Annotated in this window: 11 protein-coding genes; 6 read left to right on the top strand and 5 right to left on the bottom strand. The window is 66.5% G+C overall.

Going from position 1 to position 13,641, the window contains the following annotated elements:
• The first annotated feature begins 430 nt into the window (after positions 1-430).
• The gene (locus ACWD5F_RS18040) at positions 431-3,064 is read left to right on the top strand and encodes a hypothetical protein (RefSeq protein WP_451255377.1); all 2,634 of its coding nucleotides are present in this window, start codon (positions 431-433) and stop codon (positions 3,062-3,064) included.
• Between the two features lie 86 nt (positions 3,065-3,150).
• Here the strand turns inward: ACWD5F_RS18040 and ACWD5F_RS18035 are convergent, their stop codons facing one another.
• The 3 genes from ACWD5F_RS18035 to ACWD5F_RS18025 all read right to left on the bottom strand — a co-directional run bounded on the left by ACWD5F_RS18035 (position 3,151) and on the right by ACWD5F_RS18025 (position 5,659).
• Positions 3,151-3,381: a hypothetical protein gene (locus ACWD5F_RS18035; RefSeq protein WP_451255375.1), complete on the bottom strand. Its 231-nt coding sequence runs from the start codon at positions 3,379-3,381 to the stop codon at positions 3,151-3,153.
• Between the two features lie 452 nt (positions 3,382-3,833).
• Positions 3,834-4,499 (bottom strand): response regulator, encoded by a 666-nt coding sequence (locus ACWD5F_RS18030; RefSeq protein ID WP_451255373.1) that lies wholly within the window; start codon positions 4,497-4,499, stop codon positions 3,834-3,836.
• Positions 4,496-5,659, bottom strand: coding sequence for a sensor histidine kinase (locus tag ACWD5F_RS18025; RefSeq protein WP_451255371.1), 1,164 nt, complete (start codon positions 5,657-5,659; stop codon positions 4,496-4,498). Before ACWD5F_RS18025 ends, ACWD5F_RS18030 begins: the two co-directional genes overlap by 4 nt.
• A gap of 261 nt (positions 5,660-5,920) precedes the next feature.
• Between ACWD5F_RS18025 and ACWD5F_RS18020 the strand changes: the two genes are divergently transcribed.
• Positions 5,921-6,547 carry a hypothetical protein gene (locus ACWD5F_RS18020; protein WP_451255369.1) on the top strand — a complete coding sequence of 209 codons (627 nt, stop codon included), beginning with the start codon at positions 5,921-5,923 and terminating at the stop codon, positions 6,545-6,547.
• A 141-nt stretch (positions 6,548-6,688) separates the two neighbouring features.
• Positions 6,689-7,234, top strand: a complete 546-nt coding sequence (locus ACWD5F_RS18015) for a hypothetical protein (protein WP_451255367.1) — start codon at positions 6,689-6,691, stop codon at positions 7,232-7,234.
• Positions 7,235-7,402: 168 nt separating this feature from the next.
• Here ACWD5F_RS18015 and ACWD5F_RS18010 read toward each other — a convergent pair whose 3' ends face one another.
• The gene (locus tag ACWD5F_RS18010; protein WP_451255365.1) at positions 7,403-8,104 is read right to left on the bottom strand and encodes a TetR/AcrR family transcriptional regulator; all 702 of its coding nucleotides are present in this window, start codon (positions 8,102-8,104) and stop codon (positions 7,403-7,405) included.
• 166 nt (positions 8,105-8,270) lie between these two features.
• Here ACWD5F_RS18010 and ACWD5F_RS18005 point away from each other — a divergent pair, with 166 nt between their 5' ends.
• The 3 genes from ACWD5F_RS18005 (at position 8,271) to ACWD5F_RS17995 (ending at position 10,399) form a co-directional block, all read left to right on the top strand.
• Positions 8,271-8,972: an SDR family NAD(P)-dependent oxidoreductase gene (locus ACWD5F_RS18005; protein ID WP_451255363.1), complete on the top strand. Its 702-nt coding sequence runs from the start codon at positions 8,271-8,273 to the stop codon at positions 8,970-8,972.
• Positions 8,973-9,354: 382 nt separating this feature from the next.
• A complete protein-coding gene (locus tag ACWD5F_RS18000; RefSeq protein ID WP_451255361.1) occupies positions 9,355-9,690 on the top strand; it encodes a winged helix-turn-helix transcriptional regulator in 336 nt (111 codons plus the stop codon).
• A 289-nt stretch (positions 9,691-9,979) separates the two neighbouring features.
• The gene (locus ACWD5F_RS17995; RefSeq protein ID WP_451255359.1) at positions 9,980-10,399 is read left to right on the top strand and encodes a hypothetical protein; all 420 of its coding nucleotides are present in this window, start codon (positions 9,980-9,982) and stop codon (positions 10,397-10,399) included.
• 325 nt (positions 10,400-10,724) lie between these two features.
• Here the strand turns inward: ACWD5F_RS17995 and ACWD5F_RS17990 are convergent, their stop codons facing one another.
• The gene (locus ACWD5F_RS17990) at positions 10,725-13,559 is read right to left on the bottom strand and encodes an ATP-binding protein (protein WP_451255357.1); all 2,835 of its coding nucleotides are present in this window, start codon (positions 13,557-13,559) and stop codon (positions 10,725-10,727) included.
• Between the last annotated feature and the right edge of the window lie 82 nt (positions 13,560-13,641).

The following is a 13,641-nucleotide window of genomic DNA, read 5'->3' as shown; positions in this document are numbered from 1 at the left end:
TAGAGCCGTGTGAGGTCGGGGTCAATCAACTGTGCAATTGTTTTTGTGGCCGGCTGTGTGGATTGAACGGTTTCAATCCACACGGGAGTTGGCGGCGTCGGGCGCCGGGAGCGAGGAGGTCGTGGGCCGAGATCCACAGGGTGTAGGGGTTCGCCAGTCCGGGGTGTGCGGCCGTCATGCGGTCGACGAGCCGCCCGGTGCGGAACTGCGGGCCAGGGCCGTCTCGAAGTCGGCAGCGGGCGCTGGGGCGAGGCACTCGCCGCCGCCGCGGTGCGCGCCGAACGACGCCTCGAAGCGCGTACGTGACGGTGCGAGCCCCCCAGGGCGCCCCGGGCGCGCTGGACCTTAGAGTGAGCTGATCGACTCCTGTGACGGATGTGCCGGGAGTCGGTCTCAAGGGGACTCAAGAGGAAGGCACAGGGGGCAGTCGATGGCGGGCTATGTGGGTGGGCTGCTGCGAAGACCGGTCGCGGCGGGAGTGAGTGGGGCGTTGGTGACGGCCTCGGTGCTGCTCGCGCCCCTGGCGAGTGCCGCGGACCGCGGACCGGCCACGGTGGGCGTGGTCTCCGCGGCACCGGAATCGGCCCAACGCGGCTCGCGCAGTGCCGAGTTGGGGGACGGCGGCCGCGTCGAACTCGTCGACGGACGGGACCTCCGGGTCACGACGGACCCGGAAGGCGCCGGGGGTCACCCCGCCCGCTACACGGTCGCCGCCACGAACGGCACGGTCTCCATGCGGCCGACCGGGAAGTCCGCGGCGGACCGCAGGGCGGCGACGCTTCCGCTGACGGCGACGGGCACGCGTGCTGGTGCTGGTGCTGGTGCTGGTGCTGCGGGTGCTGGTGCGGGCGCGGCCACGAGTACGGCCACCGCGCGCGGCGGTCTCGGTACGGCGAGCGCCGCCGCATCGACGTACACGGTGAAGCTGAGCATCACGCACGCCGACGTCCGGTCCAAGATGTTCTACGTCTGGGACCGCAGGACGTGGGCGTCGTACGCCGTCAACATCGGTACCTCGGGCGGCACTTCGAGCGTGAAGCTGCCTCCGGGCGACTACTTCTCGGTGGCGTTGCACGACGACTGGATGGAGCCGAGCTACCTGCTCACCCGTACCTTCACCGTCGGTTCGGCCGCCACCACGGTCACTTTCGACCAGCGTGCGGCCAAGGAGACCGCGATCCGTACCGACGACACCACCGCCGGCCGGGACTCCTCCGCCGTGTGGATCAGCGTGCCGGGCGGCGACCTGGCGGGCTTCGCCGGCGCGGGGCCCGACAAGGTGTACGTCACCCCGTTCTCGGTGCCCGGTGTCTCGCTGCGGCTGCACGAGGTGCTCGCCAAGAAGGGCGCCTCCGCGAGCGCCCCGAGCCCCTACCGCTACGACCTCACGCACAGCTTCACCGGTACGGTGCCCGCGTCGCCCGTCAAGACGGTCCGTACCGCCGCCCTGGCGAAGACCGTCACGAAGATCAACGCCCCGGGCACCCGCACCACCGCGTACCTGCAGAGCGTGCCGTCCTTCGGCGAGTGGACGGGCGTGTTCATCGGGGACTCGGTGCCGGCCGCCGGTTCGGTCACCGAGTACACCACCCCGGACATCACCTACAGCCGCCTGCTCAACTACGGCACCGGCGAGCTGACCCTGAACCTCCCCGACCGCACCCTGCCCGCCGGGACCAGCCCGGGCGAGGTGCTGGGCGCGGCCCCGCTCCAGCCGGTGCGCGGCCAATCGATCGGCTCACAGCGGTACTTCGGGAAGATCTCGCTGTACGAGGGAAGCGCCTTCGGCGACACCGAGGGCAACCCGGGCCTCGACCTCCGCGCGACCTACGCCTACAAGCTGACGTCCGAAGGCGTCACCTACGCCCAGGCCTCGGGCCTCGACAGTTCCCAGGGTGTGACGTCGTCGAGCCTGCCGTCGTTCGAGAAGACGTACAGCCTCGACCAGACCGTCCACCGCCGCGTCCCGTACGCCCGGTTGTCGACGGACGTGCACAACGAGTGGACGTTCCGCTCGGGTTACGCGGAGGGCAAGGAACTCCCGCTGATCGACGCCCCGTTGAAGGTCTCGGGGCTGGACAGTCTGGGGCGCGCGGCGGCCGGGACGGTCCGGATCGACGCGAGCGCGCGCACCCGCAACACGTCGTCGGAAGCGGCGAACACGAGGATCACGGGCCTCGCGTACTCCACGGACGACGGCACGCACTGGACCGACCTGCCCGTCGGGACCGACGGCTCCGCCACCCTGGACGTACCGGCCACGGCCTCCTACGTCACGCTGCGCGTCACCGCGGCCGACGACAAGGGCGGCAGCCTCGTCCGCACCATCGTGCGGGCGTTCGGGGGCCCGGCCCCGCAGAGCGACGAGACGGTGGGCGCGACGCGCATCTCGAACGTCGTGGTGAACGGCGGAAAGCCGGTGGAGCTGACCGACGAGCCGCTTCAGGAGTTCACCGCGAAGTTCACCGCGACCGACCCGTCCGGGATCGCGAGCGGCGACCTCTACCTCTACCGGGGCTCGTACACCACGCCCGACGCCGTCCTCTACGGCACCTGGCCGGCGACCTGCACCAAGCTGAACGCCACCACGTCCACCTGCGCGGCACAGCTGGCCTACATCCAGCCGCGCTGGACCCTCGGCCGCAACTCCCTCGCCGGTGCCTGGAAGGTCGCCGCCTGGGCCGAGTCCGCGGACGGCACGGGACACACCGATCTGCACGCCGCCAAGTCGGCCTCGGTGGTGCGCGATGCGACGGTGACGGTGAACGCGTCCCCCGAGCCGGTCACCAAGGGCAAGACCCTCACGATCACCGGCAAGCTCACCCGCGCGGACTGGGAGACCCTCGGCGGCTACCACGGCTACGCCGCCCAGAAGGTGAAACTCCAGTTCAGAAAGAAGGGCACCTCCACGTACACGACGGTGAAGACGATCACCACGAGCAGCACAGGAGCCCTCAAAACGACGGCCAAGGCCACGACGGACGGCTACTGGCGGTACGCCTTCACGGCCACCCCCACGACGGCAGCGGCCACGTCGGGCGGCGACTTCGTGGACGTCCGCTGACCTGATCGCACCTCGCCGGGCCCTGGATCGCTCCGGGGCCCGGCAGTCGAGCAGAGAAGGACGGCGGCCGTGGGCACGCCTCTTCCTCACACCCGTGGCTGCCGGCTGGCGACCCGGTAGATCAGGTACGTGATTCCGAGGATGAAGTCCACGGCCACCCACAACCCGATGATCAGGCCCACGCCGATGGTGGTGCCGACGTCGCTGGCGTCGTTGCAGAGCTGCAGTCTTGCGCCGGTCCTCCCCTGGCACGACTCAGGTGTGCCGTGGCCGCTCGCGGCTCCGGCGATCACCCAGATCAGGAACAGGATCTGCACGGCCAGGAAGACCCAGAAGAAGACGCGATGTCGCTTGCGGGGGAGGGGAGTTGCTGCCTCGCTCTGGTACGGGGATCGGCCAGGTGGGACGCCTTGCGGCTGTACCGGCCAGGGATGTGACGGTGACGCTTGCGCCTCGGGATTCCGTGGGCCCCAGCTCTGTGCTGGGGCGGTCTTGGGATGCCGAGCGTGATGCAACTTGCTCATGATCCGGCCCTTCTGGGCGTTGCTCATTCCATCGTCCGCCTCGGGGGTCGCATGTGCTCGCCGAGACACCTGGCTCGAACATTTGTCCGTTGACTGCGCAGGGCGTTTCCGACCTGCCGGGGCTCTTCCCCACCCGGCGCTGTCCACGACCCGAGATCGCGAAGTTCCAGTGGGCGAAAGGGACTTCGCCCGTCCGGGGGTGCAGGGCCGTTCCGGCCGACCGTCCGGCCGGTGACGGCGGAGGCTCACAGCAGCCCGAGATCCCGGGCGCGGAGCGCTGCCTGGGTGCGGTCGCGCAGGGCGAGGCGTTTGAGGATGCGGGAGACGTGGTTCTTGACCGTGCCCTCGCTGAGGTACAGCCGCGCGGCGATCTCCCGGTTGGTGTGCCCGTGCGCCACGAGCCGCAGGATGTCCGTCTCGCGCGGACTGAGGGAGACGGCGGGAGCCTCGGCGGCCGGCCCGGGTCGAGGCAGGAAGGCGGTCAGCCGGCGGGCGACGGACGAGTGGAGCTGGGTGACGCCCGCGTGCGCCAGGCGGACCGCGTGGGCGAGGTCCCCGGCCGGCAGGTCCTTGAGGAGATATCCGTGCGCGCCGGCCCGCAGCGCCCGCACGACGTACTCCTCGTCGTCGAACGTCGTCAGCATCACGACCCGGCACCCGGGCGCCCGGTCGCGCAGGACGGCGACCGCCTCGACACCGTCCATCGTCGGCATCCGGACATCCATGAGCACGACGTCCGGCTCCGTCTCCAGAGTCTTCGCCACGGAGTCCCGGCCGTCCACGGCGGTGCCGACGACCTCGATGCCCGGCCGGATGGACAGCAGGGAGGCGATGCCGTCCCGGATGAGCCGCTGGTCGTCCACCACCAACACCCTTACGGGCACCGTCTGTTCGGGCTCCTCGTCGTTCATGTCACCGCCTCCCCGTCCACCGAGGACGTCGCCGTCGTCCCGCGCGGGACCATCACCGTCACCCGGGTGCCGGCGCCCGGGCCGCTCTCGACGTCGACGCTCCCCGCCACCAGACCGACCCGCTCCCGCATGCCGAGCAGCCCGACCCCGGCGCCGCTCGTGTCCGGGGCGAAGCCGCGACCGTCGTCCGTCACCTCCAACTGTGCGGCGCCCCCGGCCAGCCGGACCACCACGGTCACCCGTGAGGCCCCCGCATGGCGGCGCGCATTGGTCACGGCCTCCTGCGCGGCCCGGTACAGCGCGGTCAACTCGCCCTCGCCGTAACCGTCTTCGTCGCCGCTCACCTCGACCGTGACCCGCGGCCGCGCCGCACCGTCCCGCGCCAACGCGGCGAGCGCCGCCGCCAGCGTGGGGCGCGTCGTCCCGTCCCGCAGAGCGCGCACCGACTGCCGTACGTCTCCCAGCGCGAGCCGCACCGAACGCCGTGCCTCGGCCAGCGCCCGCCCGGCCGCGTCGGGGTCCAGGCTCTGGAAGTCGGCGGCCATCTCCAACTGCACGGACATCGCGGTGAGATGGTGACCGAGGCTGTCATGGATGTCCCGTGCCAGCCGGTTGCGCTCGGTGGCGGTGGACAGTTCGGCGACCCGCGCGGCATACGCCTCCACTTCGAGCCGCGCGCGCTGCTCGCCGACGGCCACCGCCGCCATCGAGAGCGCCAGCACCAGCCCGACGCAGAGCATCAACAGGTCGGCCACGCGCTCCTGTTCGCGGTACCAGCCGGGCGCGCTCAGCAGGTACGCGGCGAGCAGCCCTGCCACGCACAGCGCGCCCAGCGTCACCGCGACGGCACGCCCGAAGGCGAAGTAGGCGGTGAACGGCACCAGCACGAACAGCACTTGGGCCAGTCCCGAGGCGTCCAGCAGCACCACCGCCCCGATCAGGGCACAGCGGGCCAGCAGCAGCGACACCCGGGCAACGGGCCACCGTCGCCCGACCGCCTCCAGGACGAACAGCGCACCGACCGCGGCGACGAAACCGCCCGTCCGCCAGGCCACCACCCCGGGCCCGTCGTCCAGACCGGCCGCCGCGGAGTACAGCCCACCCGCCAGTACGACGCCGTACAGCAGCGGCGACACCCACCGCACGGGCACATACGCCATCCTGCGCACCCCCTCGACCCGCTCCCGCCAGGCTAGGCCGCCCCCGACCGCCATGGGACATCGGCGACCACATCCCAGCCGGATCGAGCCCGACGGCACATGCCGAACGGCTCAACGTCGCCCGTACGACGGTGACTTCCGGCCGTCGACGCAGGACGTCCATCACCTCCCGGCGCCGACCGACCGCCTCCTACGTTGGCGACCCGGACCCGCGGTCCGAGCAACCACCCCACCCACCGTCCGAACAACGGGAGCAACCCCATGCCCTCATTCATCACCTCACCGCCGCCACCCACCTCGTCGACACTGCGCGCAGGCGCCCTGTGCGGCGTACTGGCCGGCCTGCTGATCGCCCTGCCCGGCCTGGTCGAGGCGTTCACCGGAGAGACTTCGGCGACCAGCGTCCCGCTCGCCCTCGCCCCCGCGTTGGCCCTGCCGCTGCTCACCGCACTGCACCAGCGCCAGGCCCCGGCCGCCGGGAGCCTGGGAAGGACCGCCGTCACCATGAACCTCATCGGCCTCGGCCTGTTCGGCGGCGCCGCGTTCGCGTCGAACCTGGTGCTCTTCTACCTGGACGACGACATCATCGACGAGACCCTGACCGGCCCCACCGTCCCCGCGCTCATCGGTTCCGCGGCCGTCTTCGCCGTGGGCTGCGCCCTGTTCGGGGCGACCATGATCCGCGCCCGGGTCTTCCCGAGGGTCCCGTCGTGGGGGTACGCCGTGGTGCTGCCGATCTTCGCGTTCCTGACCGCCCTGCCCGAATCCCTGCTCACCAGCACGCTCCACGTCCTGGTCGGCGCCATCCTGATCTGGCTCTCCACCGCACTGTGGCGCACGACCCCGGCCACGGAACACACCACGTCCCCGAACCGGGTATCGGCCTGAGCCGAACCTCTGCTCTCGCGCACTCTCAGCCTGGGAACCCAAGGACATCCAGGGACATTCAATGCTCGCCGCTGGACCTCCACCCGGGACTCCACCCATGGGTCCAGGTGCGAAAAGCCTTGTCCCAGCAGGCTTGAGGGCATGACAACGACCGACTGGATCATCGACATCGCCCTCGTCCTCGTCGTCTTCCGGCAGCTGCGGGAAGACAGGCTCGACCTCAAGACCTTCCTGATCCCGCTGGGCATCGTGGCCTTCGTGGCGCACAACTACCTCGACTCGATCCCCACCGCGGGCAACGACCTGGTGCTGATCGGATCCCTGATGGGTACAGGCGCCGTCCTCGGTATCGCCGGCGGCGTCTACACCCGGATCCGCTCCGCAGGCGGTCACCTCCTGATCAAGGCGGGCGCGGTCTCGGCGGTCCTGTGGGTGCTGGGCATGGGCGCCCGGATGGGCTTCCAGCTGTGGACCGAGCACGGCGGCGGTTCCGACGACGTCGCCCGGTTCAGCCTCGCCCACCACATCACCAGCGAACAGGCCTGGGTCGCGGCGTTCGTCCTGATGGCGCTCACCGAGGTGGTCACCCGGGTGGCCACGATCTACGTACGCAGCCGGATGGTCGACCGTGCGCAGCCGGCCGTGACGGCAGTCCCCGCCGCGTCCTTCTCCGGCCGCACGGCCTGACCGCGAGCCACGGATCTGCCGGCACTCCGACGACGATCGACAGCAGCGACTGATCCCGATGGACGACAGGAAGGCCCAGGTCGATGACCTGGGCCTTCCTCGCGCGCCATGGAGCGCTGAGCCCGTGACGGGCCCGGCGCCCTCCCTGAGTCGGCGGGGCCCGGGAGGTCAGCCCTTCGGGTCGGGTTTCCGCGCGACGGTGTCGCCTGCAGGCAGGGCGCGGAGCATGGCCCTGTAGAGGTCGTCGTGCGCGGGCGAGGCGGGAAGGGGGGCCCGGGCCGGAGCCTCGAAGGACTGGATCATCAGGGCTACGACGCGTCGCCAGGCGTCGGGAGCCGCGTCGCCGCAGGCGTTGACGACGCCGAGGTTGGCCATGTGCAGCAGCACCAGGTCGGAGGGGTCGAAGTCCTCGCGCAGCCGCCCCGTGGCCTTGGCGCGGCCGATGAGCTCGACCATGCCCTCGTACGCCTCGTTCCGGCGTTTCTCCATGGCCCTGGCGGTGGGGAAGCTCATGGTCAGGACGTCGGCGAAGCCGTTGTCGGCGGCCTGCATCGCGCAGGCGGCCTCGATGTAGCCGGTGAAACCGTGCCAGGGGTCGGGATCTTCGAGGGCGGTGACGACCGCGTCGGCGTAGGCATCCATGCGGTCGGAGAAGACGGCCGCGACCAGCGCCTCCTTCGTGGGGAAGTGACGGAAGACGGTGGCGATCCCGACACCTGTCTCGCGGGCCACGGAAGCCATGGAGGCACCCAGGCCGTCGCGTCCGAACACGGTGCGCGCGGCGGCGAGGATCCGCCCCCGGTTGCGCTCGACGTCACTGCGCACAGGCTGGGTGGCGGGGGCGTCGGAGTGCTGGTCGCCGGGGCTCATGGGAGCAGTCTAGCAATCGGAAAGCCCTATCCATTTCCTGTGCTACGGTGGTCGAAGTGAACCGGAAAGGGCTATCCGGATCTCAAAACGGATAGCCCACTCCACATCCCACCGTCTCTCCGGCGCCGCTCGAGACTCCTCGACGGCGCACCGCGAAAGGATCGCTGTGACCAGCATCGCCATTGTCGGAGCCGGCCCCCAGCTGGGCCTGGCCATCGCCCGCACCTTCGGTTCCCAGGGCTACGACGTCGCCCTGATCGCCCGCAACCGCACCAAGCTCGACGACCTCGTCGCCACCCTCACCGCGGAGGGCATCACCGCCGCCGCGTTCCCCGCGGACGTACTCGATCGCGACGCCCTCACCCAGGCGCTGAAGGACGCCGCCGCGCAGTTCGGCGGGATCGACGTCCTGGAGTACTCCCCCGTGGGCACGTTCGGCGTCACCACGCTGACCACTCCCTCCGGGACCGAACCGTCCCATGTGGAGTTCGAGATGAACTTCCAGCTGTACGGGGCCATCGCCGCCACCAGGGCGGTGCTGCCCGCGATGCGCGAGGCCGGTGCGGGCACCCTGCTCTACACCACCGGCGCCGGCTCGATCTGGCCCGACCCGCGGGTCGCCAACGTCAACGCCGCCGCGGCGGCGCTGCGCAACTGGGCGATGAACATGCACAAGGAACTGCTCGGCACCGGCATCCAAGCAGCCCATGTCGGCATCGACTCCTCGATCGGCGTCTCCGTCCTCCCGGGCGTGGAGGCGGCCCGGCCCGAGCAGATCTCGCCGATGTACTGGGAGCTGCACACCACCAGGCGCGACGACGACGAGCTCGTCTTCAAGCTCGATGACAAGGGCTTCCCCCGCGGCTGACACCGGACTGGTCCCGTCCCCTCGCCGAACCCGGATCGCGCCGCGGCTCGCCACGCCACGGCGCGATCCCCGAAGAGGGCCGACCGGTCGTCCCAGCATCCGCCCGCCGAGGAGACGCCATGACCTACGCGCGCGACCGCGAGACCAGACCGTGGCTCCCGCCGCTCCCCAGTGGGTCGCATTCCGCCGTCCGAGCACCGCGCATGCCGGATGCGGGGGCATCTCACACGGGGAACCGCCAAGCCACGCAGACCAGTCGTGACCGACGTCCCGACGCGGACCGCCGCCGGTACAACGCTCATGGATCCCTCTGCGCGACCGCGTCATGCGTATGAACCGGCCGACGCCCCCGACTCACGGGGGCGCAGCGCATCAGGACGCGATGTCCCGTACACAGGTCGACGAGGGCATCACCCGCGTCTTCCAGCTCCTCGGGAAGCGCTGGATCGGCCCCATCATGTCCGTGCTGATCACGGGACCGACGTACTTCGCCGACCTGCGCCGGGCGATCCCCGGAATCAGCGACCGCATGCTCTCCAACCGCCTGACCGAGCTCACCGCCACGGACCTCGTCGCGCGCACCGTGGACAACGGGCCGCCACTGCGGGTGTCCTACCAACTGACGGCAGGGGGTGCGGCGTTGGAGCCCGCACTCAAAGAACTCGCGAAGTGGGCGAAGACCCATCTCCCGGAGCACGGTCGGCCGCCCGACCGGTGAAGCCGTACCTTCATCTTCGGCGACAACAAACAACCCCCAGGCCGCTGACCTGGGGGCAAATTCTGGAGCGGGTGACGAGAATCGAACTCGCACTCTCAGCTTGGGAAGCTAAGGGCATTGGGGGCCTGCTCGGGGCTGACCTGCGGTGAATCAGCGCCGGGGCCTGGTGGGCGGTCGGTTGGTTCCCCGGTGTTCCCCGTGGTTCCCCGCCCGATCTGGCACAGGCCTGGCACGCGGCTCACGGCCTCACCGCGTGGCAATGTCAGTGGTGCCGTACACAATGCGCGCCATGAGCGATCACTACGAAGTTGTCTTCTCATGCTTCCTGAGCGCCGACACTCCAGCCTCTGTTCTGCGGGCGCTGCGCTGGCACATGGGCATGGAGGACGAGCGCCCGGAGGGCCTGGACGCAGAAGATCATCCTTACCCGTCGCTTCTCCCGGGCAGCAGCCCTCTACCGGGCGGAGACACCTTGTCTCTTCGCCACACCGCCCAGCAGTTCACGGAGTCGGGAGAGGGCTTCGTCTGGGAGCTGTTCGCCCGTCTCTATTGGGTCGATGACCTCACGCTTCACCTCGACGCCCTTCTGAAGCTGATCGCTCCACACGTCGTGTATCAGGGCTACGGCGGCCATATTCGCGACGAGTACGACACACACGTGAAGAGCTTCAACTTCCACGACGGCACATATGACCGCATCCGGCTCTGAGCAGACGTTCCGCCAGCCTCGATGATGAGAAACGCTCCCAAGTGGCATTGGAAACCACTCAGGGGCCCGACCCGCACTGCGGATCAGGCCCCTGAGTGGTACTTCACTGTCGGGGTGGCGGGATTTGAACCCACGACCTCTTCGTCCCGAAGCGACGAGGGTGGGGGCGCTGCCTTGAGCCGACTTCCCTCTGAATTGCACTGATGGTTCGCCGCCGTCCGTGTTTGTTCGCCGGTGTGCGTGAGCGTTGTCACTCAGTTAAACACTCATCCATACGGCAAAACGACGACTGCTCGTGCTGGGCTCCGTGCTGTGAAGATTGACGTTAGAGGCCCAACTGCGTCTTCAGAACTGCTGCCGCGAGTGAGGCGCCGATAGAATTCGCCATATCCCAGGCCCACCTCCCTGCTTTCGCAAGGTGTTGAAGAGCCTTTCCTTCGTCGCCTTGAGTGGCTGCTGCCTGAGCCTGAGCAACAGCAGCGATAGAGACGTCACGCTCGGGGTCATCTTCGTCTGTGCTTGCCGAACGCATCGCCCGCCTAAGATCAGCCAATTCGACGGAAAGGCGTTGCAAGTCAATTTCGCCTGCGGATCCTTGGAAGTTTTGGATCGTCACATCTTTCGCTTTGGAGTGCGGTCCCACAGCCCCGGCCTGACCGACCTCGTACTTGTCACGCATGTACTCTTCCCCTTTTACTACGATTGACGGCGCAGACGCGCCTTGGAAAATAAAAGTATTACTTGTGTTGCGCGGGACCTGTTCACTGTTGTTCGCGAATTTTTTACCCTCGGGCTGCTCTCTGCCCGTGGCAGCCTGCGGCAAACCTGCTTGGCGCATGATCAAAGGATCGAGCGGCGAGGGCCGTTCTGCAAGCCTCACTAGGTCCCTATCGAGGCCTGTAAGGTTGGCTGGCAATCGAGGAAAGTAGAATGCAGGGTAAGGCTCCAGGTCATTTGGAACTTTGTCCCAGCATTTAATCCACAAGGCTTCGTCGTTAACCTCGGATTCGGCGAGGGGGCGGTCCAAGTACTTCTGCATGTATTCGACGTAGGATTCACGCGTACCCGAGTGCAGTGCTGACAAGGCCTTGATCCACCATGTAACGGCGTTCGAAGGGAAAGAGACATCGGCAAATGCGGCACTTGCGCGTGATGCATTGCCATCGCAGAGCCAAGAAAAGGCACATTGAGCAGCCAGAGTAGGGTACCTTGCCTTCCCGCAGGCCTCAAGCCCCATTTCGGCGACTATTGCAGATTCCTGCCATTTTCCGGCCCTCTGCAAATCCAAGGTTTTGCAGAGGAAAGCATATCCAGGTCGTTGTTGGATTCTCTCAACAGATTTCCGGACTTTCTTCAGTGCATCTTCATTCCCTCTCCCGTGAGCCAAGAACAATGCCTGCTCGAAAAGTCTCCATGAGTACTGAACGCCGCCATCGTTCACCTTGTCGAATCCACTTAGCAGCAGATCGATTGCCTCTGAGCTGCGATTCAGGTAGGTGAGAATGTACGCTCCCAAACTATAGATAGGGATAGCTTGTGAAAGTTGCACTTTTTGAAGTGCTTCGTTCAGAACTCTCAATGCATCTTGAGGCTTGGAGGAATTGAAAGCCGCAAGAATTAGTTTCCTGTAAAAGATCCAATGCTCGTTCTCATGCAGGGAGTCTATTGCTTGGCGCGCCACAGATTCGGAGGCATTATAGCCTTCGAACTTTCCCGCCAAATCCATGCGGAGAAGCCATGCGCCTGACTGGCTCTGAGAGCGCGTTGCATAAGTAACTTGCCGATAGGCGAGTAGATCGTCGTCTCGCAGATTCCTCCTCATGAGAAGCCTAGCCAGGAGATATCTGAGGTTCGAGTATCCGCTTTCTGTGGCGGATAGTGCTGCCATCAATACAGAGATCAACTGCTGAGAGGCGTCGGAATCTTCGGGCATACGGGTGATGTTTTTGTAGCTCGCCAAAAGCTGAGACCTGTAATTGGCTGCGATCTCCTCAAATTCTTCCTCCTTTCCGATCTTCAAAAGGTGATAGCGGGCTTCAACGAAACTCGCTCCGTGTGCTAGTAGCGAAGCGGAGCGGTTCTGGCTCCTAAAATGTCGTGTAAAGTGATCGGCGGCCTGAGTATGTGCCACTCTGAGTCGGCGCGGTTCCGCGGTAAGCTGGGTCCTTACAATTTCACGCATAATCGGATTTAGACTGAACCAGCTTTTATTGCGTGACAGGAAGAAGCGCTTCGAGAGTAGTTGCTGAGCAACTTGAGGCTCCTCCACAATTCGAGATAGTCTGTCGATAGCGTCTTGACGGAAAGGTGTCCTGTAAACCGAGATCATCTGGAGGAGTAGCTTCGTATTTACTTCAAGGTGCTCTAGTGAGCGCCGAGCCAGCCTTACCTCAAGCTGCTTTACCAACGCCGGAGCAGCCACCTGATCGCGGACATCCCACGCCTCGGAGCCCAGTTGAATCAGTTGTTCAAGCGGCTCATCGGCAAGACATGTGACGAGAACTTCAAGAGCCCTTGGATTTCTGCCAAGCCATCGCACGACATCCAGACGCTTCTCTGTGTCGATTTCTTCTTGCAATCCTCTCATGGAAAGGAGATTGTCTAGAATCTGGACGCCTGCTATCTCATCCGGTGGATAGACGGTATGCAGAGCGACGTCTTCCATCCATGGACCAGCAGGCAAGGATCGGTTGGTGATGAGGAGGAAGCGGCCTGGGCCTGGCGTGCGTTGGGAGATCTGAGTAATTAGGCTCTGCAATTGTCTTGGTGGCAGCCCTGTTGTGGGGTCCAGGAGTGCCTCAATATTGTCGAGTACGATAAGACACTTTCTGCGGAGGAACGATAGAAGGCCGGCATGGAGATCGCCATCTGGTCGGCTCGAAATCTCATTTTCTCCGATTTCGTCCAGCTCGGTTGCGATTAGGATCAGGAGATCCTCCCAGCCGAGTCCGCCTTCCGGTGTAACTACCCGAATCGCAGGGCAATCCGCCCTTCGGATTACTTCGTTGGCGATTCGGGTCTTCCCTACTCCACCGAATCCTTCCAGAACGCATACGTGCGGCCCATTGCCCAACCAGTCGTCGCACAACCAGCCGATTAGTTCCTCCTGGGAAGGGCCCTGGGGCATGCGAACCTCCAGCTTGACTGTGTCGTGAATCACCCATCTTAGTCTTTCCTCCCAGTTGCAGTGCAGGCTTCCGGTGACCTTCCGCAGCGAGGTCGGCGTAGCGGCTTTGGGGTGG

The organism is Streptomyces sp. NPDC002499 (genome assembly GCF_053595415.1).
The sequence above is the reverse complement of the archived record's forward strand: the minus strand, read 5'-3'. Positions and strand labels throughout refer to the sequence as shown.

Excerpts from the sequence above, each read along its gene's own strand:
- ACWD5F_RS18000 (WP_451255361.1), top strand. The coding sequence starts at position 9,355 with ATGTCCCGTACACAGGTCGACGAGGGCATCACCCGCGTCTTCCAGCTC.
- ACWD5F_RS17995 (WP_451255359.1), top strand. The coding sequence starts at position 9,980 with ATGAGCGATCACTACGAAGTTGTCTTCTCATGCTTCCTGAGCGCCGAC.
- ACWD5F_RS18015 (WP_451255367.1), top strand. The coding sequence starts at position 6,689 with ATGACAACGACCGACTGGATCATCGACATCGCCCTCGTCCTCGTCGTC.
- ACWD5F_RS18010 (WP_451255365.1), bottom strand. The coding sequence starts at position 8,104 with ATGAGCCCCGGCGACCAGCACTCCGACGCCCCCGCCACCCAGCCTGTG.
- ACWD5F_RS18025 (WP_451255371.1), bottom strand. The coding sequence starts at position 5,659 with ATGGCGTATGTGCCCGTGCGGTGGGTGTCGCCGCTGCTGTACGGCGTC.
- ACWD5F_RS18020 (WP_451255369.1), top strand. The coding sequence starts at position 5,921 with ATGCCCTCATTCATCACCTCACCGCCGCCACCCACCTCGTCGACACTG.
- ACWD5F_RS18030 (WP_451255373.1), bottom strand. The coding sequence starts at position 4,499 with ATGAACGACGAGGAGCCCGAACAGACGGTGCCCGTAAGGGTGTTGGTG.
- ACWD5F_RS18040 (WP_451255377.1), top strand. The coding sequence starts at position 431 with ATGGCGGGCTATGTGGGTGGGCTGCTGCGAAGACCGGTCGCGGCGGGA.